Annotated in this window: 23 protein-coding genes, 1 tRNA gene and 3 pseudogenes; 9 read left to right on the top strand and 18 right to left on the bottom strand. The window is 62.0% G+C overall.

Annotated elements, in window-relative coordinates; genetic code table 11:
* Nucleotides 1-216: 216 nt before the first annotated feature.
* The gene (locus tag HJB91_RS13980; RefSeq protein WP_221155018.1) at nt 217-825 is read left to right on the top strand and encodes a L,D-transpeptidase; all 609 of its coding nucleotides are present in this window, start codon (nt 217-219) and stop codon (nt 823-825) included.
* 188 nt (nt 826-1,013) lie between these two features.
* On the opposite strand, the gene HJB91_RS13975 is transcribed toward HJB91_RS13980, so the two are convergent.
* Both HJB91_RS13975 and HJB91_RS13970 read right to left on the bottom strand, forming a co-directional pair.
* On the bottom strand, nt 1,014-1,400 hold the full coding sequence (locus tag HJB91_RS13975; RefSeq protein WP_221155017.1) for a hypothetical protein: 387 nt from the start codon (nt 1,398-1,400) through the stop codon (nt 1,014-1,016).
* A 547-nt stretch (nt 1,401-1,947) separates the two neighbouring features.
* Entirely contained in the window at nt 1,948-2,343 is a 396-nt protein-coding gene (locus HJB91_RS13970; RefSeq protein ID WP_221122854.1) for a hypothetical protein, read from the bottom strand.
* 105 nt (nt 2,344-2,448) lie between these two features.
* Between HJB91_RS13970 and HJB91_RS13965 the strand changes: the two are divergent.
* Both HJB91_RS13965 and HJB91_RS13960 read left to right on the top strand, forming a co-directional pair.
* Nucleotides 2,449-2,634 (top strand): annotated as a pseudogene (locus HJB91_RS13965) (CopG family transcriptional regulator); the annotation flags it as partial.
* 228 nt (nt 2,635-2,862) lie between these two features.
* Entirely contained in the window at nt 2,863-3,120 is a 258-nt protein-coding gene (locus tag HJB91_RS13960) for a hypothetical protein (protein ID WP_221155013.1), read from the top strand.
* 655 nt (nt 3,121-3,775) lie between these two features.
* Here HJB91_RS13960 and HJB91_RS30675 read toward each other — a convergent pair.
* Both HJB91_RS30675 and HJB91_RS13955 read right to left on the bottom strand, forming a co-directional pair.
* A pseudogene (locus tag HJB91_RS30675) lies at nt 3,776-3,856 on the bottom strand (ATP-dependent DNA ligase); the annotation flags it as partial.
* Between the two features lie 132 nt (nt 3,857-3,988).
* Nucleotides 3,989-4,064: transfer RNA gene (locus tag HJB91_RS13955), tRNA-Lys, on the bottom strand.
* Nucleotides 4,065-4,276: 212 nt separating this feature from the next.
* Between HJB91_RS13955 and HJB91_RS13950 the strand changes: the two genes are divergently transcribed.
* Complete coding sequence (locus tag HJB91_RS13950) at nt 4,277-5,026, top strand: cytochrome c biogenesis CcdA family protein (protein WP_221155012.1); 750 nt, start codon at nt 4,277-4,279, stop codon at nt 5,024-5,026.
* Nucleotides 5,027-5,072: 46 nt separating this feature from the next.
* Nucleotides 5,073-6,035 carry an AEC family transporter gene (locus HJB91_RS13945; protein WP_221155011.1) on the top strand — a complete coding sequence of 321 codons (963 nt, stop codon included), beginning with the start codon at nt 5,073-5,075 and terminating at the stop codon, nt 6,033-6,035.
* Here the strand turns inward: HJB91_RS13945 and HJB91_RS13940 are convergent.
* Genes HJB91_RS13940 through cysG form a run of 5 tightly spaced genes read right to left on the bottom strand, consistent with a single transcriptional unit; the run spans nt 6,003 to nt 11,208 of the window.
* Nucleotides 6,003-7,214: a UbiH/UbiF family hydroxylase gene (locus HJB91_RS13940; protein WP_221155010.1), complete on the bottom strand. Its 1,212-nt coding sequence runs from the start codon at nt 7,212-7,214 to the stop codon at nt 6,003-6,005. The genes HJB91_RS13945 and HJB91_RS13940 overlap by 33 nt on opposite strands.
* A gap of 38 nt (nt 7,215-7,252) precedes the next feature.
* Nucleotides 7,253-7,765 (bottom strand): DUF934 domain-containing protein, encoded by a 513-nt coding sequence (locus HJB91_RS13935; RefSeq protein ID WP_210631480.1) that lies wholly within the window; start codon nt 7,763-7,765, stop codon nt 7,253-7,255.
* 10 nt (nt 7,766-7,775) lie between these two features.
* Complete coding sequence (locus HJB91_RS13930) at nt 7,776-9,446, bottom strand: nitrite/sulfite reductase (protein ID WP_221155009.1); 1,671 nt, start codon at nt 9,444-9,446, stop codon at nt 7,776-7,778.
* Nucleotides 9,447-9,454: 8 nt separating this feature from the next.
* Entirely contained in the window at nt 9,455-9,769 is a 315-nt protein-coding gene (locus HJB91_RS13925; protein WP_221155008.1) for a DUF2849 domain-containing protein, read from the bottom strand.
* A gap of 2 nt (nt 9,770-9,771) precedes the next feature.
* A complete protein-coding gene (cysG, locus tag HJB91_RS13920) occupies nt 9,772-11,208 on the bottom strand; it encodes a siroheme synthase CysG (RefSeq protein WP_221155007.1) in 1,437 nt (478 codons plus the stop codon).
* A 268-nt stretch (nt 11,209-11,476) separates the two neighbouring features.
* Here cysG and HJB91_RS13915 point away from each other — a divergent pair, with 268 nt between their 5' ends.
* Both HJB91_RS13915 and mazG read left to right on the top strand, forming a co-directional pair.
* Complete coding sequence (locus tag HJB91_RS13915) at nt 11,477-12,064, top strand: deaminase (protein WP_210631483.1); 588 nt, start codon at nt 11,477-11,479, stop codon at nt 12,062-12,064.
* Nucleotides 12,065-12,070: 6 nt separating this feature from the next.
* Nucleotides 12,071-12,904 (top strand): annotated as a pseudogene (mazG, locus tag HJB91_RS13910) (nucleoside triphosphate pyrophosphohydrolase); the annotation flags it as partial.
* A gap of 362 nt (nt 12,905-13,266) precedes the next feature.
* On the opposite strand, the gene hflX reads toward mazG, so the two are convergent.
* The 9 genes from hflX to dusB form a co-directional block, all read right to left on the bottom strand.
* Nucleotides 13,267-14,592: a GTPase HflX gene (hflX, locus tag HJB91_RS13905; RefSeq protein WP_221155006.1), complete on the bottom strand. Its 1,326-nt coding sequence runs from the start codon at nt 14,590-14,592 to the stop codon at nt 13,267-13,269.
* A gap of 77 nt (nt 14,593-14,669) precedes the next feature.
* Nucleotides 14,670-14,912: an RNA chaperone Hfq gene (hfq, locus tag HJB91_RS13900; RefSeq protein WP_003539403.1), complete on the bottom strand. Its 243-nt coding sequence runs from the start codon at nt 14,910-14,912 to the stop codon at nt 14,670-14,672.
* Between the two features lie 111 nt (nt 14,913-15,023).
* Nucleotides 15,024-15,887, bottom strand: coding sequence for a D-amino-acid transaminase (locus HJB91_RS13895; RefSeq protein WP_221155003.1), 864 nt, complete (start codon nt 15,885-15,887; stop codon nt 15,024-15,026).
* A 60-nt stretch (nt 15,888-15,947) separates the two neighbouring features.
* Complete coding sequence (locus HJB91_RS13890) at nt 15,948-17,312, bottom strand: sigma-54 dependent transcriptional regulator (protein ID WP_210631486.1); 1,365 nt, start codon at nt 17,310-17,312, stop codon at nt 15,948-15,950.
* Nucleotides 17,302-19,572, bottom strand: a complete 2,271-nt coding sequence (locus HJB91_RS13885) for a PAS domain-containing sensor histidine kinase (protein WP_221146572.1) — start codon at nt 19,570-19,572, stop codon at nt 17,302-17,304. Before HJB91_RS13885 ends, HJB91_RS13890 begins: the two co-directional genes overlap by 11 nt.
* 213 nt (nt 19,573-19,785) lie before the next feature.
* Nucleotides 19,786-20,775 (bottom strand): aldo/keto reductase, encoded by a 990-nt coding sequence (locus HJB91_RS13880; protein WP_221146571.1) that lies wholly within the window; start codon nt 20,773-20,775, stop codon nt 19,786-19,788.
* Nucleotides 20,776-21,361: 586 nt separating this feature from the next.
* Nucleotides 21,362-22,813, bottom strand: coding sequence for a nitrogen regulation protein NR(I) (ntrC, locus tag HJB91_RS13875; protein WP_210631489.1), 1,452 nt, complete (start codon nt 22,811-22,813; stop codon nt 21,362-21,364).
* On the bottom strand, nt 22,810-23,964 hold the full coding sequence (locus tag HJB91_RS13870) for a nitrogen regulation protein NR(II) (protein ID WP_210631490.1): 1,155 nt from the start codon (nt 23,962-23,964) through the stop codon (nt 22,810-22,812). Before HJB91_RS13870 ends, ntrC begins: the two co-directional genes overlap by 4 nt.
* On the bottom strand, nt 23,961-24,980 hold the full coding sequence (dusB, locus tag HJB91_RS13865; RefSeq protein ID WP_210631491.1) for a tRNA dihydrouridine synthase DusB: 1,020 nt from the start codon (nt 24,978-24,980) through the stop codon (nt 23,961-23,963). Before dusB ends, HJB91_RS13870 begins: the two co-directional genes overlap by 4 nt.
* Nucleotides 24,981-25,121: 141 nt before the next feature.
* Here dusB and HJB91_RS13860 point away from each other — a divergent pair, with 141 nt between their 5' ends.
* On the top strand, nt 25,122-26,339 hold the full coding sequence (locus HJB91_RS13860) for a bifunctional 2-C-methyl-D-erythritol 4-phosphate cytidylyltransferase/2-C-methyl-D-erythritol 2,4-cyclodiphosphate synthase (RefSeq protein WP_210631492.1): 1,218 nt from the start codon (nt 25,122-25,124) through the stop codon (nt 26,337-26,339).
* On the top strand, nt 26,336-26,839 hold the full coding sequence (locus HJB91_RS13855) for a CinA family protein (RefSeq protein WP_221154997.1): 504 nt from the start codon (nt 26,336-26,338) through the stop codon (nt 26,837-26,839). Before HJB91_RS13860 ends, HJB91_RS13855 begins: the two co-directional genes overlap by 4 nt.
* The last annotated feature ends 10 nt before the right edge of the window (nt 26,840-26,849 follow it).

Here is a 26,849-nt window from a genome sequence, read left to right as displayed (position 1 = left end):
TCTAACGCAGCGGTGAGCGATGCGCAGCCAGTCCTTGAGCCTCACGAATGCTCTCAGCAAAGATATCACCCGTCGCAGCCTCCTTTTGAGGGTGTTCGTGGGCGAGATGCGTGAACTCGGCGGAGAACGAGCGACCGGCAAATCGAGACCCGCGCCGCCATAGTGCCGCCATAGAATTCAACCCAATCATGATCGGACACCAAGCGGATACGAAGAATGAGATTGCTGGTTCTCCTTGCTGCAGCCCTGTTTCTGATAGCGGTGCAGGCCCAAGCCCAAGTTTACGCGCCGTATGATGGATACGATGAATACGACGGCTACGGTTATGATGACCCTTACAGCCCCTATCCCCCTCCCTATTACGAGCCGGATCCTGGTTATCAGGAACCCTTTCCAGAACGTCGGCAGCCATCGACGCGCGTTGGAAGAGGAACCATCGTCATTGCCACGCGTGAGCACACCCTTATCTACACGACGTCAGCGGGTGAGCAGTTTGCCTACCCCATCGCCGTCGGCCGCGAAGGCAAACAATGGTACGGGACAACGCGGGTCGTGTCGAAACGACTGCATCCCGAATGGCGGCCAACCGCCAGCATGCGCCAGAAGAACCCAAGACTCCCGGCAGTCGTAGAACCCGGACCCGCAAATCCGCTTGGAACCCGGGCGATCTACCTTGCCGACGGACTGCTCCGCATCCACGGCACCAACGATCCCTCCTCCATCGGCACCAATGCATCAAGCGGATGCTTCCGGATGTATCGCGAGGATGTCGAGGAGCTTTATGATATGGTCCAGCCGGGGACCCGCGTGATCGTTCAGCGGTGATCGCGTCGCGGCCCTGGGCGTTCCTCGCCAGACGAGAGCGAACATTTCACAGCTAGGCGTTCGGACTGTGGCGGCCGCCAAAGTTTGATGAAGGCTATCAGCGGAGATGAGCTACATGGGCGTGCAATCTCATCTGGAGCTCATGCTGACGAGACTTGGGAGGGACATAGCGACTGCCACCATCTCGGTCATTTATCGTGCTGCAACGGCGATGTGACTTGGATTTGCGACGCCCGCTGCATCTTTGCCTCGTGGCGATTCCAGAGCGCCAGAAACAAAGTCGTCGCGATGAAGAAGGCGAGCGCTGCCAGATGGATTTTGCCTGTGCGGCGCACGAAATAGGACCTGGCCTTGGCCTCGACAGCCTGGGTCACGGCCCTATTCCGCCTGTCGCCTTCGAGGAGATGCCGGACTATGCGTCCATGTGACCGAGCCTGCGCGCGGGACCGTTCATCGTCCTTTGGTTCTGCATTCAACCCGTGACGCACGCCGCTAAAGATCAGGATCGCCGGCAACACCCAGAGCATCAGGAAGGACAGGCCAAAAAGGCGTTCGCTGAGGGTGGTCGCATCCATCGCAATCTCCGCTACTGAGCAACGATCGCCCTGCCATCAAAGAGGAACTGACGCATGATTTCAATCTCGGGGCGCAACCGTCACTTCGGGGATGATGTTCAGCCGCTCACCTCGCTGATGGCAGTTGCTATTCACTTGGGCATATTTCCCGTCCATGCATGAAGCGCCCGAAAATCACCCCGGTCGCCCTCCGCACCACCCTACGGACAGGCAGCGCCGTCTTGTCCAAGTGCTTGCCGCCGAGGGCATTCCGCAACGCGAAATCTGCCGCGCGCTAGAGATCGATCCGACAACGCTGAGGAAGCGCTATCGCCGCGAGCTGGACATCGGCGCCGCGAAGCTCGAATGCACCCTCACTTTCCACCTCCTCCGTATCGCCGGAGGTAGAGGCGCCGTAGCGTTGAAGCCGGTCCGGTTCGCGTTGCAGGTTTCGGTTGGTCGGAATTCGCGCCACGGCCGCCTTGCTGAAGCTGAAGCCAAACCAAGTCCTTGCGCCAGCCGTTGTATTCGACCGGTGGCCTACCGGCCTCGCTGTCTCTGGAAGCACTTAAGAGGCACGCAGCTTCTTTTGTGCGTTCAGCGCCGATACAAAGTGGAAAACAGACACCGGCACGGCAGCGAATGCAAACTGCCGCAACGTCGAAAGAAAGCTGGACTGCAGCTCGGCTTGCATAAAGTCGCCGAACATCGATATAAATGCTGCAAAAACCAAGCCTTGGAGGATAGCGTATTCAGCTATTCGGGCAACGGATCGGTCCCGCAGGTTCTCGGGCGGAAAGAAACCAGCCAGTCCCTTCATCGCAAGCAAAAAGAGCGGAAACAGCAAGCCAAGCTTGAACAGTGTGGTCGGCGAAGTGGTCTCATCAGTGAGGTACAAGCCTAGGGGGATGACAAACGCGGGCACGAGAAAGATAAGGTAGTCCTTGAGCACCTGATTTTTCACGGTGAGCCTCCATACCTCGTCAATCAAAGATTGTAGTTTTCAGGAGGTTGATGTCAACGAGCTCTGTGCTCGATTCGCAGATTGTGCAGCGCCGGCCCCATGCCCGTGCGCAACGCCATCTCGATCGCTCGCGACGAATATACCGAAGAGGCCCTACGGAATGTCTTTCGCGAGTTGGTGCTGACGCGCGACGACGCTATCAGGTATATCGTCCGTGAGTGGATGGAGAAGAACACCTATCTGCCGGTGCGCGAATTGGACGAAGATGGCGATGTTGATGGGAGTGCCTAAGCCGCGCGATTTCCTACGAAGTGCAGCGCTCGACGGAATTGAGGATTCGCTGAACAAGATGCGAATGAGCGCAAGAGTTTACATTCTGAATGCGGTCCTTTTTTCATTCTGAATGTCTGTTTCCAGTACGTTCTTTCACGTCGTCTGATTCTCGTTGTTGATGGAGCCGAATCTCATAGACTGCCTGCCCAAAAACATTGGCGAAGCTTCCAGCAGTAGAGTGGTTGAATGACCGAATATGAATTTATCCCTCGGATCGGATCCCGGCTTATCAAGGATGGAGGACAGATAACGATCCGCGGCATGGCCACGTTCAATGAGGGACTGACGGATGAGGAACTTGTTTCCCTAGGCGCGACATTGAAGGAGTACCTCTTATCAATTGAGGAGGAAAACGATGGGCTGCCGGAAGTATCAGAAGAAGAGCACGATCGGCGGTACAAGGGTTGGATCAGTCGCTCGAAGATCATGGACGTGCCGCAGTGATACACTGCTGGCGCGGTCTACAAGTTCATGTCCGACGGCGCGCTCTCGCACTGGTTGGCGGGGCGAGCGCAGATATCGCCGGTGTCTGATTATCGAAAGACAGAGAATGCGTTTGCACGAGATGAACAAGAGGGCTTTGGAGCCTTTTATCTCCACGACGGACGGACAGCGGCATACTTCGAGGGCGCAGCACCTTCGAACTGCGGCGTGATGTGCTTCACAGCGTCGACCGAGAATCGAACCGAAATGAAGGGGAATTTGGAGAGAGGCTTGTTCGTTTTCCGGATGCTAACGCACTTTTACAAGTCATCGCTGCCCACCTGGATGTGGTCGATTACGAACTTAAGGATGTTCAGTACTCGGATGTCAAAGTCTACTCTCATGAGACCGCCCTCGCGTCCGAAATCTGTGAGCTTATCGGCGACAGTGGCAAAATAGATCCACAAAACTTGGTTACTCTTTTTGAGAGGCACTCCGACGAGTTGTTGAGATTGGCGGAGCTTCCTTCTGTTTTTTGTAAGCCCAAATCTTTCGAGAGTGAGTCAGAGCGACGGGCTGTCTTCCGTTTTCGCCATGCCATTGGCAGTCCTATCGTCGTAACCGATAGGCGAATAGCCGACCTAGTTGAGGTGATCGAATGAATTTCTCTTCGCTCCTATAGACCATAAACCACAGCGTCGTCTTCTTTTTCGCGCAGCCCCTTATACGACGCATGCCGCAGCTTCCCGTCATGCGTCTACGGCGCGGGCATGGGGGAAGGATGCCACAACTTCGGGGAAAACCGGAAGCCAATTTTCCCCCAATCCGATTCACCGGAGCGATCGTCCCGCATTCGAAACTTTAGGCATTTGTTTTTCTTGGAGTTTTTTGGTGAGAGCGTCGGGGTTCGAACCCGAGACCTACTGATTAAAAGTCAGTTGCTCTACCGGCTGAGCTACGCTCTCCCTCTCCGCGGGTGTGAAGCACCCCGGCTGGAAGTGGGCGGAACATAGGCAGGTGACCCATTGCGGTCAACCGAAAAATTCGGCTTTTTGCGAAGGTAAGGCACATTTCTCTGGCGCGCAAAGGCAGATTTGTCGCCCACGCAAAAAGGTGATTGGCAATCCCGGGCCTGCGACGCTAGGAACAGGGCGCAGATTGCAGCCGGAGAGAATGCGTGTCGATTGCCGATATTTCCCTGTGGAGCGCGTTATTGGCAGGGGCGCTATCCTTTCTTTCGCCCTGCGTGCTTCCCCTCGTCCCACCCTATCTCTGCTATATGGCCGGCATTTCGGTCGAGCAGTTCCGCGGCGGCGGGGCGGTGGCGGTTTCGCCGACGATCAGGCGCGGCGTGCTGTTTTCGGCGCTGCTCTTCACGCTCGGCTTTGCCACCGTCTTCGTGGCGCTCGGCGCCGGTGCGTCGAGCATCGGCATGGCGCTTCGCCAGCACCTCGATCTGCTCTCCAAGATCGGCGGGCTGGTCATCATCGTCATGGGGCTGAATTTCCTCGGCCTCTTCCGAATCGGGCTGCTTGCCCGCGAAGCGCGCTTCCAGGGCGGCGGCAAGCCGGCGACGCTGACCGGGGCCTATGTCATGGGCCTTGCCTTCGCCTTCGGCTGGACGCCCTGCATCGGCCCGGTGCTCGGCGCGATCCTCGGGGTCGCCGCCTCGCGCGAGACGGTCGGATCCGGCGCCGGGCTGCTTGCGATCTATTCGCTCGGTCTTGCTATCCCCTTCTGGATCGCCGCCGGCTTTTCCGGCGCCTTCATGCGCTTCCTGTCGCGCTTCCGCCGCCATCTCGGCACGGTGGAAAAAGTGATGGGCGTCTTCCTTGTCCTCACCGGCCTCGCCTTCCTGTTCGGCTGGGTCAGCGATGTGGCGATCTGGTTCCAGCAGACCTTTCCGATCCTGATGCAAATCGGCTAGAAGAGATTCTTCCCCGCCGACCTTCCCGCGAAAACCGGACTTTCCCTTGGCCGACATCATCAGCCTGCTGCTGCCGTTCTTCGGCCTGATCCTGATCGGTTATGCCGCCGCCAAGGCGACGAAGCAGCCGGCCGTAGCGCTCGGCTGGCTGAACACCTTCATCATCTACGCCGCCCTGCCCGCTTTGTTCTTAAAGCTCGTCTCGCGCACGCCGATCGAAGAGCTGACGCGGCTCGATTTCATCGTCACAGATATCGCCGCGACCTATGCGGTCTTCATCCTGCTCTTTGTCATCGGCCGTTTGGTGCGCGGCAATCCGCTTGATGAATGCACCATCCAGTCCTTTGCCGGCGCCTATGGCAATATCGGCTATATGGGGCCTGGGCTGGCGCTGCTGGCGCTCGGCGAAGGGGCTGCCGTGCCGGTGGCGCTGATCATCTGCTTCGAGAACGCGCTGCATTTCATCGTGGCGCCGGCGCTGATGGCGGCAGCCGGCGACGACAAGCGCTCGGCCGGTCGGCTTGCCGCCGATATTGCCCGCAAGGTGGCGCTGCATCCCTTCATCCTGTCGACGGCGGCGGGCTTTGCCGTCGCCGCCTTCCACATCGATCAGCCGCTGGCATTCCAGCGCCTCGTCGACTACCTCGCCCAGGCGGCCGCGCCCTGCGCCCTCTTCGCGATGGGGGTGACGCTGGCGCTGAGGCCGCTGAAGCGGATTCCGGCTGAGATCGGCTACATCGTGCCGGCGAAGCTGATCCTGCATCCGATCGCGGTTTTCATCGCGCTGACCGCTGTGGGCGGTTTCGAGCCGGTCTGGATCCAGGCGGCCGTGCTGCTGGCCTCGCTGCCGACGGCGACCAATGTCTTTGTCATCGGCCAGCAATATGGCGTCTGGCAGGAACGGGCCTCGGCGACGATCCTGATCACGACGGTGCTTTCGGTGGCCAGCGTTTCGCTCTGGCTGATCGCGATCCGCTCAGGCCTTCTTCCGCTTCAGCTTTTCCCTTAGCGAGTCCGGAATATCGCGGAAGCCCCGGCCCGGCTCGATGCCCTCGCGCATCACGAGGTTGCGCAGCGGCGGAATGGCCGAGAGAAGATGCAAGCCGGCAGCGCGCAGCATCTGAACGGGGAGGAAATCGGAAAGCAGCGAGCGGTTGAGCAGATCGACGCTCGCCGTGCGCGTCATGATGTCGGCGCGGCGACGGCGGTCGAAGCTTTCGCCGGCATCGGCCGGCAGCGGCAGTTCCGCCCTGTCGCAGAGAATGTCGGTGAGCGCCATGATATCGCGCAGGCTGAGGTTCAGCCCCTGCGCCCCGATCGGCGGGAAGACATGGGCGGCCTCGCCGATCAGCGCGATGCGCCCCTTGCCGAAACGATGGGCCATCATGCCAGACAGCGGCCAGACCTGCACACCTTCCTCAATGCTCACCTTGCCGAGCATGGACTGCATCTGCGCCTCGACGAGAGAGCCCAGTTCGGCCAGCGGCAGTTCCATGCGGGCGGTCGCCTCGGCGGGATCCTGCACCCAGACGAGGCTGGAGCGGCTTCCCGGCAGCGGCACCTGGGTGAAGGGACCATGCTTGGTGTGGAATTCGCTCGATATATTCTGGTGCGGCAGCGAATGGGCGAAATTCAGCACCATGGCCGATTGCGGATAGGACCAGTTGCGCACGCCGATACCTGCCGCCTCGCGCAGCTTCGAGCCGCGGCCGTCGGCGCCAACGGCAAAATCGGCCGTCAGCGTCTCGCCGCCGGCAAGCGTGATCGACACCCTCTCGGCGGAGATGTCGATCGATTCGGCCATTTCGGTGAAGCGGGTGATATTGCCCTCGCCTACCGTGGCCGCTTCGAGGATCTCGGTCAGCGCTGTGTTGGGGAAATTGTAGCCGAAGGCATCAAGGCCGACCTCGGCGGCGCGGAAAGTCGTGGTCGGCGCCCGCAGCAGCCGGTCGGTGCTGTCGATGATTCGCATGCTGGTGAGAGGTGCTGCCGCCGAGCGCAGCTTTTCCCAGAGCGTCAGGCGGTCGAGGAAGCGGATCGACTGATCCATCAGCGCCGTGGTGCGCCGGTCCTCCTTTGCAGCAACGGGAGCCACCAGCGCCACACTGCGGCCGCCGCGGCCAAGCGCAATGGCGGCGATCATGCCGGCGAGGCCGCCACCGATCACCGCGATTTCGAATGTCTTCATGCTATATTTCCGCCATCGTAAAGAGGCGGACCGGCCGCTTATGCGGCCGGCTTCGCCTGACGGCGCCAACTATAGCCCTTGCCGGCTTCGGCGTCACGCACCGCCGGCTGATAATGATGGGGAATGCCGGGAAGACGGTTTTCGGCGAGCCGCTTCAGCGCCGTCGCGTTGGTCACGGCAAAGCTGTCGATGCCGACACGCAGCATCAGCGGCACCTGATCGATCAGCACGTCGCCGACGGCGCGCAGCTCGCTGGTGTAACCGAGCCGCTGGCGCAGCAGCGAGGCATGGCTGAAGGCGCGGCCGTCGTTGAAGGCGGGAAAGGCGACCGCCACGATTGCAAGGCGATCGAGATATGGCTCGAGGCGGCGCACGTCATCGGCCGGCTTGATCAGCACGCCGAGGCCGACATCATTGCTTTCACCGGCCCTGGCGATCAGTTCGTCGAGGCCGAGCAGCGGCTTCTGCGCGCCTGTTGCCTTCACCTCGTCGGTTTCAACAACCCAGGGATCGTTGTCGACAAAACCGGTTTCTCTCCAGATCTTCGTCATCATCCCCTCCTTAAGCCGCTTCGGCGGCCGAGCCGTAGAGCGCATCCTTGAACGGCTGCGGCCCGACGCGGCGATAGGCGGCGAGGAAGGTTTCGGACGGATCAAGCCGCAGGCCGAGATAGGTGTCGACGATCGTCTCGATCGCATCCGTCACCCGGTCCGGCTCGAAGCCGCGGCCGATGATTTCGCCGATCGAGGTATGTTCGTCGCCCGAACCGCCAAGCGTGATCTGGTAGAGTTCGGCGCCCTTCTTCTCCACGCCGAGCAGACCGATATGGCCGACATGGTGATGGCCGCAGGCATTGATGCAGCCGGAGATCTTGATCTTCAGCTCGCCGATCTCGGCCTGGCGCTCGGGACTACCGAAGCGGCGGGAGATTTCCTGTGCGACCGGAATGGAGCGCGCATTGGCAAGCGCACAATAGTCGAGCCCCGGACAGGCGATGATATCGGTGATCAGGCCGGCATTGGCTTCGGCCAGATTGATGGCGACGAGGCCGCGATAGACAGCTTCGAGATCGGCCAGCGCCACATGCGGCAGAATGAGGTTCTGCTCATGGCTGACGCGGATTTCGTCGAAAGCATATTCTTCGGCGAGATCGGCGAGGGCCTCCATCTGCGCATCGGTGGCGTCGCCCGGAATGCCGCCGATCGGCTTCAGCGAGATCGTCACCATGCCGTAATCGGGGTTCTTGTGCGGCTGCACATTCTGCTGGACCCAGCGGGCGAAAGCCGGATCGGCCTTCTTCCAGCGGGCGAGGTTCTCCCAGCCTTCGGCGCGCTCAGGCAGATCAGGCAGCGCGAAATAGGCAGCGATCGCCTCGACATCCTGTTCCGGCAGCTTCAGTTCGCTATCCCTGAGCGCGGCGAATTCGGCCTCCACCTGCCGCGTCAGTTCCTCGGCACCGGTTTCGTGCACCAGGATCTTGATGCGGGCCTTGTACTTGTTGTCGCGGCGGCCGTGCAGATTGTACACGCGCACGATCGCCGTGGTGTAGGAGAGCAGATCCTCCTCAGGCAGGAAGTCACGGATCAGCTTGGCGATCATCGGCGTGCGGCCCTGGCCGCCGCCGACATAGACGGCAAAGCCGATCTCGCCCTTGTCGTTCCTCTTCAGGTGCAGGCCGATATCGTGGACCTGGATCGCGGCGCGGTCGCGCTCGGCGCCGGTCACGGCGATCTTGAACTTGCGCGGCAGGAAGGAGAATTCCGGATGGACCGACGACCACTGGCGCAGGATTTCCGCATAGGGCCTGGGATCGGCGATCTCATCGGTGGCGGCACCAGCGAAGTGGTCCGCGGTGACGTTTCTGATGCAGTTGCCCGAGGTCTGCAGCGCGTGCATCTCGACGCTCGCCAGATCGGCCAGCGCATCGGGAATGTCAGACAGCTTCGGCCAGTTGAACTGCAGGTTCTGGCGCGTGGTGAAGTGGCCATATCCGCGGTCATAGGTGCGGGCGATATGGGCGAGCATGCGCAGCTGGCGCGCGCTCAGCGTGCCGTAGGGAATGGCGATGCGCAGCATATAGGCATGAAGCTGCAGGTAGACGCCGTTCATCAGGCGCAGCGGCTTGAACGCATCCTCGGCAAGCTCGCCCGAAAGGCGGCGCTGAACCTGGTCGCGGAACTGCTCGACGCGCTCGCTGACAAAGGCATGATCAAATTCGTCGTAACGGTACATCGTCTTCCTCAGACTGCAATGAATTCGGGATCGGCAGGAGCGTAGCCCGGCGCATATTCCATGGTCGGCCCTTGCGCGCGGATGCGCTCGCGAAGGCGCAACGGCCAGAGAATGCCGTTGGTTTCCTGAACATCGACGACGGCGACGTCAACGACCTCGTTCTCGGCATAGGACTTTTTGCCAATGGCTTCCAATGCTTCGACGGCTTCGTTGTGACGGGCGACAAGCGCCTCCTGCAGCGAGGTCGACCATTTGCCGTTCGCATCCAGCCAGACGGCAATGCCGTCCGTCAGCCGGTTGGCTGTCAGAACCTTGTCACCCATATTCAGCTCCTTGCAAGTTCCTCGAGCCGGGCGTTCTCGCGCACCAGCGGCTCGGACAGTTCGAAATTGGCGCCGGCGACAGCATCGCCGATAATGACCATGACCGGCCCGGTCAACTCGTCGCGATGCTGCAGATCGGGCAGATCGGCGAGCGTGCCATGCAGCAGACGGCGCTCGGTGCGGCTGGCATTCTCGATGACGGCGACCGTGGTCTCGGAGGGAATGCCGGCCCGCATCAGCCGCTCGGCGACCGAGGCGGCGACCGTGCGGCCCATGTAAACGGCGATCGTCGCGCCGGAGACGGCAAGGCTTGCCCAATCGGGCAGCACGTCGCCGGTGAGATCGTGGCCGGTCGTGAAGACGAGCGAGGAGGCAACGCCGCGCAGCGTCAGCGGCAGCTCGAAATCGGCAGCGGCAGCGAAGGCCGAGGTGATGCCGGGCACAACCTCATAGGTGACGCCGGCGGCGCGCAACGCGGCCATCTCTTCCCCTGCCCGGCCATAGACCAGCGGATCGCCGGATTTCAGGCGGACAACGCGCTTGCCCTGGCGGCCGAGCTCGACGAGCAGTTCGTTGATCTCTTCCTGGGACTTCGAATGGCAGCCCTTGCGTTTGCCGACGGAAAGCCGCTCGGCATCGCGGCGGCCCATATCGACGATCGCCTGCGGCACGAGCGCATCGTAGACGATGACATCGGCTTCCATCATCACGCGCTGAGCGCGCAGCGTCAGCAGATCTTCAGCCCCCGGACCGGCGCCGACAAGCCAGACATGGCCGGCGACCCGATCCATGGAATGCAGCAACCGGTCGGCGGCGTGGCGAGCCTGCGGCAGATTGCCATTGGCGATTGCGTCGGCAACGGGGCCGGAGAAGAACCGGCGCCAGAACACCCGGCGGGAAACGCCGCGGGGGACCAGCTGTTCAACTGATCTGCGGTAGTTCGTCGCCAGTGCGGCCAGGCGCCCCAGCGAGGGGGAAAGAAGCTGGTCGATCTGGGCGCGGATCATCTGCGCCAGAACCGGTCCCGCGCCTTCGGTGCCGATCGCAACGGCGACGGGGGCGCGGTTGACGAGCGCCGGCGTGAAGAAATCGCAGTAATCGGGCTGATCGACGGCATTGGCGGGGATATTCGCGGCGCGGGCGGTGTCGGCGATGCGGCGGTCTTCGGCCTCATTCCCGGTGGCGGCAAAGACAAGGGCCGCACCCTCGACCTGGCCGGCGGAAAAGCCGGCGCGCACCGTCTCGATGCGGTTGGCGATCAGAAAGGCATGATAATCGGCTTCCGGCTGGTCGGCATAGGCGATAATCCGCGCCCGCGTGTTCAACAGCAGCCGCACCTTGGCGAAAGCCTCGTCACCATTGCCGAAGACAGCCGTCTTCTGGCCTTCCACGCGAAAGAAGGCTGGAAATACCGAAAGCTGCTCAGTCCTGGAAGACATTATCAATCCACTTCGAAGTTGCCAGAATATGCCCGTGATCGACAAGGGATTGAAGGAACAGAAATCCGAAAGCCCAGGCAAGCGCGTATTCTTTTGCTCGCCTCATCGGCGATTTGAGAAAAGTCAACCGTGCTGACGACAACCACCTGTTCCCACCCTCTTTGTTGCGGTGCAGTGTAAAGCCTGTGGCAAACGACGTCCACCGGCGTTTGCCGCATTTCGCTCGTGCCGCCAAGGCGATAGACTGTGGCAAAACCGGAGACCATCAATGCCCGACAAGACCATTGCCGCCCGCCTTCTTTCGGTTATCGAGGATGATATCCTGCCGCTGACGGAACGCGGCGTCTCCTTGGGCAACAAGGTGTTCGGCGCAGCGATCCTGCGCAAATCCGATCTGTCGCTGGTCGTCGCCGAGACCAATAACGAGCTCGACAATCCGCTTTGGCATGGCGAGGTGCATACGCTGAAGCGCTTCTACGAGCTTGGCGACAAGCCGGCGACCAAGGACCTGATCTTCCTGTCGACGCACGAACCCTGCACCATGTGCATGTCGGCGATCACCTGGGCCGGCTTCGACAATTTCTACTATTTCTTCAGCCACGAGGATTCCCGCGACGCCTTCGCCATTCCGCATGATCTGAAGATCCTGAAGGAGGTCTTCGGGCTTGAACCCGGCGGCTATCGCAGGCAGAACGCCTTCTGGAACAGTTTTGCCATCGCCGATCTGGTCGAGACCGAGGAAGTTTCTCGGAAAACGGCGCTGAAGGCGCAGACCGCCCGCATCAAGGCGCGCTACGACGCGCTGTCTTCCACCTACCAGTCGTCGAAGAGCGCCAACGACATTCCGCTTAATTGAGGCACCATGGAACCTTCCAAAGACATTTCACGGCTGATCGAGATCATGGCGGCGCTGCGTCATCCCGAAACCGGCTGCCCCTGGGACATCGAGCAGAATTTCCAGACGATCAAGCCCTACACGATCGAAGAAGCCTATGAAGTCTCCGACGCGATCGAGCGCGGCGATATGGACGATCTCTGTGATGAACTCGGTGACCTGCTTCTACAGGTCGTCTTTCACGCCCGCATGGCCGAGGAGGCCGGCGAATTCTCCTTCGGCGACGTGGTCAACGCCATCACCACCAAGATGATCCGTCGCCACCCGCATGTCTTCGCCCGCTCGGAAGCGGACACACCCGACGCGGTGAAGATCCAATGGGACGAGATCAAGCAGGCTGAAAAGCGCGAGCGCGCCGAGCGCCGGGCCAGGCGCGGGATCACCGAGGATTTCAAAGGCGGCTTCCTGGGCTCTGTGCAGCGCAGTTTTCCAGCGCTGACCGAGGCGCTGAAGCTGCAGGAACGCGCCGCCAAGGTCGGCTTCGACTGGTCAGCGCCCGAGCCGATCCTCGACAAGATCGAGGAGGAGATCGGCGAACTCAGAGTGGCACTTCGCGAAGGCGACCGCGCCAAGGTCAGCGACGAACTCGGCGATCTGATCTTCGCGGTCGTCAATATCGGCCGACATGTGAAGGCTGATCCGGAACAGGCACTACGGGGAACGAACACGAAATTCAGACGCCGATTCAGCCATATAGAGCATGCTCTTGAAGCGGAAGGCGAGACGCTGGAAGGCGCGACGCTGGAGCGAATGGAGGAAATCTGGCAGGCGGCGAAGGCGATCGAGAGGGCTGTGACGGCAGCCCCACCCTCCGTCATGCTCGGCCTTGAGCCGAGCATCCACTCCGCATCCACCAGCGCCAGTGGCATGGATCCTCGGCTCAAGGCCGAGGATGACGGAGACTGAGGTTGGCTTCTCGCCAAACTAGCCGGCCTGAGGAGCTAACGCATTGCCACGAGACTCTTCTCCCCAGCGGGGAGAAGATGCCGGCAGGCAGATGAGGGAGCGAGCGACAATAGGAGCGAGGCACCGAGCGCAACCGAAGGGCAACATGGATGTTCTGCCGTGTGTCCCCCTCATCCGACCCTTCGGGCCACCGACCGGGATCGAGCCGCGGGTCTCGACCCGTCCTTCGGCCCCCTGGCGAGAAGGAAAAAGCTGCCTTACCGCTCCCAATCTTCCTTCGAAGCCTTCGGCCCATTGCCGATGCGGCGCTCGAGTTCGGCCGCCTCGGTTTCCGACAAGCGCAGATCGAGCGTGATCGAGCCGTCCTCATTGTCCTCGCGGCCGTCGACGATCGCGTGGTCGTAGAGCCAGGGCAGCAGCGCCAGCTTGTCGACGGAAAGGCGGATCGTCGTTTCGGTCATCACGCCGGAAAGCCTGCGGCTGATCTCCTCCATCAGGGTATCGACGCCCTCGCCGCTGACGGCCGAGACGGCGACAACGTTGCTGGCGCCCGCCGCCCTCTGCACCATGGCATCGTGGACCTCAGGCTCCAGCCGGTCGATCTTGTTCCAGACCTCGATCAGCCGCTTCTCCGCTTCGGCCTCATCAATGCCGAGGTCGCCGAGGATGCGCATCACATCGGAGCTCTGCGCCTGGTTGTCTGGATCGGACATGTCGCGGACATGCAGGATGAGATCGGCTTCCAACACCTCTTCCAAGGTGGCACGGAAGGCGGCGACGAGGTGGGTCGGCAGGTCGGAGATGAAGCCGACGGTGTCGGACAGGATGACGGTGCGGCCATGCGGCAGCTTCATGCGACGAAGCGTGGGGTCGAGCGTAGCAAAGAGCATGTCTTCGGCCAGCACGCCGGCACCGGTGATGCGGTTGAACAGGGTCGATTTGCCGGCATTGGTGTAGCCGACGAGCGCGACGATCGGATGCGGCACCTTGCGGCGCTTGGCGCGATGGAGCTGGCGGGTGCGCACGACCTGTTCCAGCTCGCGTTCGAGCTTGATGATGCGGTCCTGCAAGAGCCGCCGGTCGGCTTCGATCTGGGTTTCGCCGGGGCCGCCCATGAAGCCGCCGCCGCCGCGCTGGCGTTCAAGGTGGGTCCAGCTGCGCACCAGTCGGCCCTTCTGATAGTTCAGATGGGCGAGATCGACCTGCAGCGTGCCTTCCTTGGTGGAGGCACGGCGGCCGAAAATTTCAAGAATTAGGCCGGTCCGGTCGATGACCTTGGCGTTCCATTCTTTTTCGAGATTGCGCTGCTGCACCGGGGTCAGCGGATGATCGACGATGACGAGACCGGAATCGCGCTCGTCGAGCAGCGCCTTGATCTCCTCGATCTTGCCGGTGCCGAGCAGGGTCGCCGGTCTCGGATCATTGACCGGCACGATCGAACCGTTGACGACATCGAGGTCGATCGCCTGGGCAAGGCCCGTCGCTTCTTCGAGCCGGCTTTCCGGCGTGCGGGTCGAGGCCGATTCCGTCTGGCCGCCGCGGCTGCGCGATTTCAGAACCGGCACGACGACAGTCGCGCGCATGTCGTCCCTGTGCTTGGCGGCCTCAGGGATGATCGAATCGTTCTTGGTATCGCGTGTCGAAATGACGGCTGATCCTGTTAGGACGCGGCTTCTTCACTCTCGAACATCTGCATCGGCTGACCCGGCATGATCGTCGAGATCGCATGCTTATACACCAGCTGCGAGTGGCCGTCACGGCGAAGAAGAACACAGAAATTGTCGAAAGAGGTAACAACACCCGTGAGTTTCACGCCGTTGATCAAAAAGATTGTCAGGGAAATCTTTTGCTTGCGAACAGTATTGAGAAATAAGTCCTGCAGATTCTGAGAACGTTCCGCCATCGCGCCGCTTCTTTCTTTATTGCCGACCCGAGTTGGCCGGTAGAATATCAATCAACCTCTCCATGCGAGACCGGCAGCACCCTCATTCCACCGGTCCAGCAAATCTTGGTATCAAATCGCAATCTTTTCCGCAACGTCGAAAAAGGCTTCGCGGACTTTCTGCGAGATGCTGCCGGGATGGCCGTTGGCGATCGGCAGGCCATCGACGGAAACGACCGGAAAACAGATACTTGTCGCTGCCGTCAGGAAGACCTCGCGGGCTGCGAGCATTTCGGAAACGGAGAAATTCCGCTCGGCGATTTTCAAGCCCAGCCTGGCGGCCACGTCGATCAATGTGGTGCGGGTGATGCCGCGCAGGATGCCGTGTTCGGCCGGCCGCGTCACCAGCGTTCCACCCGAATCGACCATCCAGACATTGGTCGCCGCCCCTTCCTTCACCATGCCGTCGCCATCGACATAGATCGCCTCCTGGGCACCGGCTTCCTTGGCCTGCTGGCGGGCCATGGCATTGGGCAGCAGGCCGACGGATTTGATGTCGACGCGGTCCCAACGGTTGTCGGTGACGGTGATCGCCTTGATGCCGTTGGCGTTCTTGGCCGCGATGATCTTCGGGTCGGTGCTCTTGGCGGTGATCACAAGCGAGGGCGGCGTACCCTCGGCTGGGAAGACATGGTCGCGGCGAGCGACGCCGCGCGTCACCTGCAGGTAGAAAAGCCCGTTGCGCACATGATTGCGGCGCAGCGTCTCGCGAATAACCTGCGTCAGCGCGGCCCGACTCATCGGCCAGGCGATGCTGAGCTCCCCGAGCGAACGGTCGAGACGGTTCAGATGGCGGGTGAGATCGACGATATAGCCGTGACGCACCTCGCACACTTCGTAGACCCCGTCGGCGAACTGATAGCCGCGGTCCTCGATATGCACGCTGGCATCGGAATGCTTGACGTAGCGGCCGTTCACATAGGCGATTCTCGGCATGGGAAACCTGGTCTTCGAGATGTGAGAGAGACCGGGCGCGGCGTTGCCGCGCCGGTATGATCAGACGCCGAGCGACTTCAGCTTGCGGTGCAGCGCCGAGCGCTCCATGCCGACGAACTCGGCGGTGCGCGAGATATTGCCGCCGAAGCGATTGATCTGGGCGATCAGATAATCCTTCTCGAACATCTCGCGGGCTTCGCGCAGCGGCAGCGTCATGATGTGATAATCGTTCTTGGCCGAAACCTTGGGCAGCATGTCGCCGAGATCGGTCGGCAACATGTCCGCGGTGATCGGCGTATCCGGGCCGTCGGTGCGGGCAAGGATCATCAGCCGCTCGATGTTGTTGCGCAGCTGGCGGATATTGCCCGGCCAGTCATGCGCCTGCAGCACCGCCATGGCGTCATCACCGATGCGGCGCGGACGGATGCCGGCCTGTTCCGATATCTGGCGCATCAGCTGGTCGACGAGGAAGGGAATATCCTCGCGGCGCTCGGCAAGCTGCGGCACGCGCACCGGCACGACGGCCAGGCGATGATAGAGATCCTCGCGGAACCAGCCTTCGGCAATGCGGCTTTCGAGATTATAGGCCGTCGAGGAAATGATGCGGACATCGACCTTGACGCGCTTGGATCCGCCGACCCGCTCGAACTGCTGATCGACCAGCACACGCAGGATCTTGTTCTGCGTCTCGCGCGGCATCTCGCCGACCTCGTCGAGATAGAGGATGCCGCGATGGGCCTCCTCGAGTGCGCCGATCTTGCGCGCCTGGCCCGGCGTTCCCTCGGTGCCGAAGAGCGCCACTTCCATGCGATCGGGCGTGATATTGGCGGCGTTGAGCGCCACGAAGGGGCCGTTGGCACGGGCCGACTTCTTGTGGATCATCCGCGCTACCAGCTCCTTGCCGGAGCCGGACGCGCCGAGAATCATGATGCGGCTGTTGGTCGGCGCCACCTTCTCGATCGTCTGGCGCAGCTGCGAGACGGCGACCGAAGTGCCGATCAGTTCCAAGGCGTCGCCGGTGCGCCGTTTCAGCTCGGAAACCTCGCGCTTGAGCTTGGAATTTTCCAGCGCGCGCTCGGCGATCAAAATCAGCCGGTCGGCCTTGAAGGGCTTTTCGATGAAATCGAACGCGCCGCGCTTGATCGCCGAGACCGCGGTTTCGATGTTGCCGTGGCCGGAGATCATCACGACGGGGAGATCGGGGTGACGGGTCTTGATCTCATCCAGCAGCGACAGGCCGTCGAGCTTGCTGCCCTGCATCCAGATATCGAGGAAGATCAGCCGCGGCACGCGATCGGAAATCGCCGCCAGTGCGCTGTCGCTGTCATGGGCCGTGCGTGTCTCATGACCTTCGTCGGAGAGAATGCCGGAAACGATCTCGCGAATATCGTGCTCGTCATCGACGACGAGAATATCAGAGGCCATAAGCGCTTTCCTTGTCATTGGCTGCGGGAGCGGCGGGCGCTGGCTCCAGGCGCGGCAGATGCACGCGGATCATGGCCCCTCTTCCCCGGTCAAAATCGGCGGGCGCATCGTGCAGCTCGAGCTGCCCGCCATGTTCCTCGATGATCTTCTTGACGATGGCGAGGCCGAGGCCGGTGCCCTTCTCGCGCATCGTCATATAGGGTTCCAGAATGCTGTGGCGGTTTTCCACCGGCAGACCGCGACCATTGTCGATCACGTCGACGGTGAAACGGTCGCGGGCCACATCGAGCGCGGCGCGCACGAGAACCTTGCGCTCGTCCCGTTCGTCACTCGGAACGGCTTCCAGCGATTCCACGGCATTCTTGATAAGATTGCCGAACGCCTGGCCGAGCATGCGACTGTCGAACAGGCCCTCTAGCGGCTTATCGCCGAACTCCGAGAGGAAGGTGACGTGATGATTGCCCATCTCGCGGAGGAAGATCGCGTCGCGCAGGATATCGCGCAGGTCGCTCGGCTCCTTAGTCGGCTTGGGCATGCGGGCGAAAGCGGAAAATTCGTCGACCATGCGGCCGATATCACCGACCTGGCGAATGATCGTATCCGTGCACTGATCGAAGACGGTGCGGTCGTCCTGGTTGATCTGCTTACCGTAGCGGCGCTGGATGCGCTCGGCGGACAGCTGGATCGGCGTCAGCGGATTCTTGATCTCATGGGCAATGCGCCTTGCCACGTCACCCCAGGCAGTCGAGCGCTGGGCGATGACGAGATCGGTGATATCGTCGAGCGTGATCACGTAGGATTCGCTCATGTCGCGCACTTCCTCGCGGGTGACCTGCACGCTCAGTGTTCTCACCGTGCCGCCGCGCACGAGCGCGATCTGCTTGCGGAAATCGCCGCGATGACGCACCGCCGCCTCGGTCAGCACCTGATCGACCTCGGGCGCAATGTCGGCGAGCTGCTTGCCGAGCATCTCGTCGGCCGACAGCGACATCAGCGTCTCGGCCGAACTGTTGACGATGGCGATGCGGCGATCCTGTTCGACGCCGATGACGGCGGCGGTCACGCCCGACAGCACCGCTTCGATGAAGCGACGACGATCGTCGACCTCGTCCTTGGCTTCGAGGATCTCGTCGCGCTGGGTGCGGATTTCCGAGATCATCTTGTTGAAGGTGCGCGACAGATTGGCGACGTCGCCATCGACGGCATGCACCGGCACGACAATATCCATATTGCCCGATGCAACGCTGTCAGCCGCGGTGATCAGCAGCCGGATCGGCCGCACGATGCGGTCGGCGACCGCAATTGCCGTCCAGATCGCCGCAAGCAGCACGATCAGCGCGAAGCCGATGTAGAGCACGGCGAAGGCGATCTGCAGTGAGAAGCGGTTGGCCTCCATCGAGCGGTATTCGGTGGCGTTTTCCTCCATCATGCGCATGGCGCCCATGACCTTGGGATCGACGGCCCGCACCGTATAGAGAAACGTGCCCTGGATGGCATCGAGCTTGATGATGGCGCCGACGAGGTTGGTGACTCCGGGCGGGATCAGCGTCGGCTGGCCGGCCGCTGCCTTTTCCAGCGCATCCTGCGGAATGGCCGGCAACGGTTTTTCCGTGGCGATATCGGCCTGTACGACCACCGAACCGTCGCTTTCGACAAGGAAGGCGCCGAGCAGGCCGCGGCCCCTTGCCTGGCGCGTCATCAGTTCGGCAAAGCCCGTCCTGTCGAGGCTGTAAAGGGCGCGGTTGCGCTCCAGGTCGTTGGCCATGGACACCGTCTGCCCCTGCAGGTAGCTGGCGTTCTCCATCATATAGGCCTGGCCGATATTGCGCGACGAGCTGACGATCGACTGGGTGCGCAGCGCAAACCAGCGATCGAGGCCGGCATTCAGCGTAATGCTGGCGAAGATGGCGACGAGGATCGCCGGCGTGATCGCGACGATCGAGAAGAGCACGACGATACGAATGTGCAGGCGCGCAGCCGCCCTGCCCCGGGTGCGCGCCTTGAGCAGCCTTGCCACCTCCCGGGCGATCAGCGCCAGCAGTGTCAGGACGAAGAAGGAATTGACGATCACCGAGGTGATGACGACATGCGAGGTCGGCGCGATCGGCGTCAGGCCAAGCAGTATGAAGAGTGTGATCGTGGCGCAGAGCAGCGCGCCGCCTGCGAGCACGAGGCCGGGCACGGCGAAAAGCGCGCGGCGATCGGTCACCGTCGTCACCGCCTCGGCCGCCGCCGCCGGCGCTACCCCATCCTGCGTCATTCGGCCTCTCTTCAGACGGCATCCGCCGTCCCGCCATCTGATCGAAACCAAACAACGCCGGCTCAGTAGAGCCAGCGTCGGAACGACTCGATCGGGAGCGAAATGTCCAAAACCCTTGCGTGACCTTTAAGCAACGCATTGTGGCGAAAATGCAACGCGCCTCGTCATGTTGTCAAGGCGAAGCACCCGCAGCCTCACAGTTTTGGCGACTGTTTAAAAGCGACGCGGTTCTTCCGGTTTGTTTCCGGCAATCGCATCAATGCGCTCCAACACATCAGCGGTCAGCTTGTGCCTGTGCGAAAGGGCCGCGAGATTATCCTGCAGCTGGCTGGCGCGCGAGGCGCCGAGAATGACGGTCGAGACGTTGCGATTGGCGAGGCACCACAAAAGCGCGAGATGGGTAATCGATAAACCGATCTCGTCCGCGAGTTTTGCGAGTTCGCCGACTTGTCGGAGCTGAGCGCGGCCGGCATCGCTCGACCATTTCTCCTTCAGCCATTCGTAGCCGGGCAGATTCATGCGGCTGTCGGCGGGCACGCCGTTATTGTATTTGCCGGTGAGGACGCCGGAGGCGAGCGGCGACCAGATCGTGGTGCCAAGGCCGAGCAGTTCGTAGAGCGGGAGATAATCGGCCTCGACCTTCTGGCGCTCGAAGATGTTGTACTGCGGTTGCTCCATGGTGGGCGGCGTGATGCGCAGGTCGCGGGCAACGGCATAGGCTTCGGTCAGTTGTTGGGCAGACCATTCGGACGTTCCCCAGTAGAGCACCTTGCCCTGGGCGACGAGATCGTGCATGGCCCGGACCGTTTCCTCGACCGGCGTGTCGATATCAGGGCGGTGGCAGAAATAGAGATCGAGGTAATCGACCTGAAGCCGCTTCAGCGCCGCATGGCAGGCATCGGTCACATGCTTGCGCGACAGGCCGCGCTGCGTCGGCCTCTCACCTCCCCAGAAGACCTTGCTCGAGACGATGAAGCTGTCTCGGCTCCAGCCCAGTGACTTGAGCGCTTCGCCCATGACGATCTCCGACTTGCCGCTTTCATAGCCTTCGGCATTGTCGAAGAAGTTCACCCCGTTATCATAGGCAAGCCGCATGAGGTCGACAGCGTCGCCGCCATTCACCTGCTTGCCGAAAGTGACCCATGAGCCGAAGGAGAACTCGCTCACCTTCAGGCCCGATTTTCCCAAACGACGATATTCCATCACGCAGCTCCCGCAGGTTAGAAAATGCGCCGACCGTTAACCGAGGTCGGCATCGCACGATCGATCGGCGACCGATCGGTCTAATCTATGGCGTCCGCGCGGATATACGAGGCGCAGCCCGCTAAATTGGCCGCCTGAAACACGATGCCGCGGCTCTGGTCAGCCCGACCGTAAAGAAAAGGGCGCTCCACGGCATCAGCCGGAGCGCCCATGGCATGCGGGCGACGACAATTGCGGCGGAAGTCGACAGCAGCAGCGGCAGATGACGAGATGCGGAACAGATAGGCAACATGCGAGCGGATTTGGGAATGCTCTCGCCCGCTGATCGAGCCATGCCATCCACCAGTTATCCACAGCTTATCCACAGGCCCGGCGCCGATGACCGCAGCAACTTCAATGACATTTGGTACACGGCAAATAATAGCTCACAAATACTATGTGACCATTGAATGACACTGCGATTTTGTTTGCCGGCGCAGATACAAACCGCGACCGAGCTTGGATAGATTAGGTTTTGTTCCCGACCGTGGCGGCGGATACTGGGGAGGAGTGGCGGTGGGCAAACGAGGAGCCCACCGCCTTTTTTTCAGGCGGTGCGGGAGCTTCTGTAAACAGAGACGCCGAGTTCCCTGATCTTCTTGCGCAAGGTGTTGCGGTTGAGGCCGAGCAGGTCGGCCGCCTTGATCTGATTGCCGCGCGTTGCCGTGAGCGCAGCAAGTATCAGCGGATATTCCAATTCGGTCAGCACGCGATCATAGAGGCCTGGCGGCGGCAGGTTGTCGCCGAAGCTCGCAAAATAGGTGCGCATGTTCTCCTCGACCGCCTGGGCGATCGTCATCGAGCCACTGCGGATCGGCCCCTTGTCGATCGGGCTGTCGGGCACGTCGGAGCGCAGCTCGGCATCGATGATCTCGCGGGTGATGACATCCTGCGGATAAAGCGCCATCAGCCGGCGGATGAGATTTTCCAGCTCACGCACATTGCCCGGCCAGGCATAGGCCTTCATCAGCTCCAGCGCTTCCTGATCGAAGCGTTTGGAGCCGAGCCCTTCCTTCTCGGCCTGCTGAATGAAATGGCGCACGAGATCGGGAATGTCCTCGGCGCGGTCGCGCAACGGCGGCAGGCGCAGCGGCACGACATTGAGGCGATAGTAGAGATCCTCGCGGAACAGGCCCTGATTAATCGCCTGCTTCAGATCCTTGTTGGTGGCGGCGACGATGCGCACATCGGTGCGGATCGGCGTACGGCCGCCGACGGTGGTGTATTCGCCCTGCTGCAGCACGCGCAGAAGCCTGGTCTGGGCGTCCATCGGCATGTCGCCGATTTCGTCGAGAAACAGCGTGCCGCCTTCGGCCTGTTCGAAGCGGCCGGTCGAGCGCGTCTGCGCGCCGGTGAAGGCGCCCTTCTCGTGGCCGAAGAGTTCCGATTCGATCAGGTCGCGCGGGATCGCCGCCATGTTGATCGCCACGAAGGGGCCGTTGCGGCGCTTGCCGTAATCGTGCAATGCGCGGGCGACGAGCTCCTTGCCGGTGCCGGATTCGCCGGTGATCATCAGCGTCAGGTCGGTCTGCATCAGCCGGGCGAGCACACGGTAGATTTCCTGCATCGCCGCCGAGCGGCCGACCAGCGGCATGCCGTCCTGCATATCCTCTTCGAGCTTGGCGGGCTTGCGCTTCGGCTCGGCGAGCGCCCGGCCGATGATGCCGATGAGTTCTGTCAGGTCGAAGGGCTTCGGCAGATAGTCGTAAGCGCCTTTCTCGGAGGCCTTGATGGCGGTCATGAAGGTGTTCTGGGCGCTCATGACGAGGACAGGCAGATCCGGACGGGCCTTCTTGATGCGCGGCAACAGGTCGAAGGCGTTCTCGTCCGGCATCACCACGTCTGTGACGACAAGATCGCCCTCACCCGCCGAGATCCAGCGCCACAACGTTGCGGCGTTGGAGGTGATGCGAACGTCATAACCGGCGCGGCTCAACGCCTGGTTGAGCACGGTGCGGATGGCGGCATCATCATCTGCAACGAGGATCGTGGCTGTCATCGAGAAGGTCCTGTCGAGCTTGCGGAAGAAGCATCCTCGAGCGAGGCGTCCTTCGACGCCGGCATGAGAACGCGGAAAGTCGTGCGGCTGTTCTGGCTGTCGCATTCGATGATGCCGCCGTGATCGCCGATGATCTTGGCGACCAGCGCCAGGCCGAGGCCGCTGCCATTCGTCTTGGTGGTGATGAAGGGATCGAAGAGATGCGGCAGCAGGTCGGCAGGAACGCCGGGGCCATTGTCGTGGACGCAGAATTCCAGCGGCAGCGAGATCTTTTCGCGGGTGCCGGCGACCGAAAGACGGATGCCGGGACGATAGGCCGTCGTCAGCATGATCTCGCCATCCGGCCGATCGCCGACCGCTTCGGCGGCGTTCTTCACCAGGTTGAGGAAGACCTGAACGAGCTGGTCGCGATTGGCATAGACCGCCGGCAGCGACGGGTCGTAACTCTCGGTGATGCGGATATTGCGGGCAAACCCCGCCTTGGCGACCGCCTTCACGTGATCGAGCACGGAATGGATGTTGACCGGCATGCGGTCGACCGGGCGTTCGTCGGAAAAGACCTCCATGCGGTCGACCAGCGAGACGATGCGATCGGTCTCGTCGCAGATCAGCCGGGTCAGTGCCCGGTCGTCGTCGATGACGGATTGTTCGAGCAGCTGGGCGGCGCCTCGGATGCCGGAGAGCGGGTTCTTGATCTCATGGGCCAGCATCGAGGCAAGCCCGGTAACCGAGCGGGCGGCGGCGCGGTGCGTCAGCTGCCGGTCGATCTTGTCGGCCATCGAGCGTTCCTGAAAGACGATGACGACGGCGCCGGGCTCGCTCAGCACCGGGGCGACATAGAGATCGACGAGCTTGTCCTGGCCGAGGCGCGGCGAACTCAGATCGACGCGGTATTCGTTCACCGGCGCCTTGCGCTCACGCACCTGGTCGATCAGGGCGAGCAGGGGACTGCCGAAGGGAATGAAGGTCGAGATCCGGTATCGCGCCAGATGCGAGGCGCTGGCACCGAAAAAGGCCTCCGCCTCCCAATTGGCGAAGGCGACGAAACCGGATTCGTCGACCATGACGACCGGGTTCTGGATGGCGTTCAGCACGGCCATGGCAACGGTTCCGCCGGCGTAGTCGGGCGGAGAGGTCATATCCTTGTTCATGCCGCCTCCCGGCTATCGAGCGCACCTGCAGCCAGCGCGTCATAAAGGCGCCCGGCTACCTCACGCGGGTCACGCGAGGTCATGATGTCTGCCTTCTCGCCACCGGCAAGCGCGGGAGCAAAACGCTCGAGATACCAGCCGAGATGCTTGCGGGCATGGCGGATCGCCACCGCCTCGCCGTAGAAGTCGAGCATCATCCGGTAATGTTCGACGGCGATATCGGCAATCTCTTGGCGTCGCGGCTCCGCCACTCCGGCGAGCACGCCGGCATGCCACGGCCTGCCCTGGCAGCCCCTGCCGATCATGACGGCATCGGCGCCGGACCGGCGCAGGATTTCCTGCGCGTCGTCGGCGGTCTCGACGTCGCCATTGGCGATCAGCGGAATGGAGATGACCTGGCGGACAGCGCCGATCGCTTCCCAATCGGCGCGGCCTTCGTAAAACTGCATGCGGGTGCGGCCATGAATGGTCACGAGCTGGATGCCGGCCGCCTCGGCGCGGCGCGCAATGTCGGGCGCGTTGATGGAATTCTCGTCCCAGCCGAGGCGCATCTTCAGCGTCACCGGAATGTCGACGGCCTTGACCGTCGCCTCGATCAGGCTGAGGGCGTGATCGGGATCGCGCATCAGCGCCGAGCCGGAATAGCCGCCGATCACCTTCTTTGCCGGACAACCCATATTGATGTCGATGATATCGGCGCCATGATCGGCAGCGATTTTCGCCGCTTCCGCCATCCAATGCGCCTCGCGCCCGGCGAGCTGCACCATATGCGGCCGGAAGCCGGCAGCCTTCAGCCGCGACCAGGATTCGGCGGTGTCGTTGACCAGCTCGCGGCTCGCCACCATCTCGGTGACGACGAGGCCGGCACCGAAGCGCCAGGCAAGCTCACGGAAGGGCATATCCGTGACGCCGGACATCGGCGCCAGCACAACGCGGTTCCGCACGGAAACGGGTCCGATTCGGAAAGGCGCTGCGAGATTCTTGCAAATCAAATGATTATCTTTCAGGCACACCATGGAACTGCATTATTTTTAGCCACAGATCGATGCCTTTGCCAAGGGGGCTCGGATCGGAATCGATATTTTTCGGGCAGATGCTGGAAAAGGCCAAAGCAAGGGGTTAGAGCACTCCGGTCAATTCCGCATAATAGGGGATTTATGCTGCAAATGCCGTCCAAGCAACCAATATCGGCTGGGATTGTCATCGTCGCCGCCGGCCGCGGCGAGCGCGCCGGATCCTCCACGGAAGGCCCCAAGCAATATCGCATGATCGGCGGCAAGCCGGTTATCGCGCATACGCTTGAAAACTTCATGACATGGGAGCCGGCAGCTGAGATCGTCGTCGTCATTCATCCCGATGACGAGGCGCTGTTTGCGACGGCGCTCTGCCACGTCGTCTCGGCGACACCGATCGAAACGGTGCATGGCGGCGCGACCAGACAGCAATCCGTGCTTGCCGGCCTTCGATATCTCAAGGACAAGAATGTCAGCCATGTGCTGATCCACGATGCGGTGCGGCCCTTCTTCGACCATGGGCTTCTCGGCCGCATTGCCGAGCGCCTCTGCGACGGCGCGCAGGCGGTGCTGCCGGCCATGCCGGTCACCGATACGCTGAAACGCGCCGACAGCGCCGGCACCGTGCTGACGACGGTCTCGCGCGAGCATCTCTACGCGGCGCAGACACCGCAATCCTTCGCCTTCGAAACCATCCTCGGCGCGCATGAGAAGGCGGCGGCCAGCGGGCGAAGCGATTTCACCGACGACGCCTCGATCGCCGAATGGGCGGGCATTCCGGTGACGATCGTCGCGGGCACGCCCGACAACGTCAAGCTGACGGTCAAGCGCGATATCGCTATGGCCGACGACAAACTCTCGGCCTCGCTGCTTCCGGACGTGCGCACCGGCAACGGCTATGACGTGCACCAGCTCGAGCCGGGCGATGGCGTGACGCTCTGCGGCGTGTTCATTCCGCATGATCAGAAGCTCAAAGGCCATTCCGACGCCGACGTCGCGCTGCATGCGCTGACCGACGCCCTGCTCGCCACCTGCGGCGCCGGCGATATCGGCGATCACTTCCCGCCGTCCGACCCGCAATGGAAGGGCGCGGCCTCGAAGATCTTCATCGAGCATGCCGCCCGGATCGTACGCGAGCGCGGCGGCACCATCATGAATGCCGACGTCTCGCTGATCGCCGAGGCGCCGAAGGTCGGCCCGTATCGCGAGGCCATGCGGGCAAGACTGTCGGAATATCTCGGCATCGATCTCGAACGCTGCTCGGTCAAGGCGACGACCAACGAGAAGATCGGCTTCGTCGGCCGGCGCGAAGGCATCGCGGCAATCGCCACGGCGACCGTCGTCTATCGCGGGAGGAAATGATGAGCCTTTTTCCCCCGGATATAATTTCGGCGGCTGAGGCGATCATCCGCGATTTCACCGCGTCGGGGCAGATGGTCTCGACCGCCGAATCCTGCACCGGCGGGCTGATCGCCGGGGCACTGACGGAGATATCCGGTTCATCCGCCGTCGTCGACCGGGGATTCGTCACCTATACGAATGCAGCCAAAGTCGAGCTGCTCGGGGTGCAGGAACAAACATTGCTTCGTTTCGGTGCGGTCTCTGAGGAAACCGCGCGGCAGATGGCGCATGGCGCCCTCTTCCACTCGCGCGCCACGATTGCCGTCGCCGTCACGGGCATTGCCGGCCCCGGCGGCGGGTCGTCGGAAAAACCGGTCGGGCTCGTGCATCTCGCCGCCAGATCGCGCACCGGCGCACTCATTCATCGAAAAATGCTTTACGGCGATATCGGCCGCAGCGCGGTGCGGCTGGAAACGGTCAAGACGGCGCTGGAGATGGTGCATTCGCTGCTCGTCGACTGACGCGGCTGCG

Origin of the sequence: Rhizobium sp. NLR10b (assembly GCF_019685435.1) — a bacterium.
GTDB lineage: Bacteria > Pseudomonadota > Alphaproteobacteria > Rhizobiales > Rhizobiaceae > Rhizobium.
This window is presented reverse-complemented; position numbering and strand designations above follow the sequence as displayed.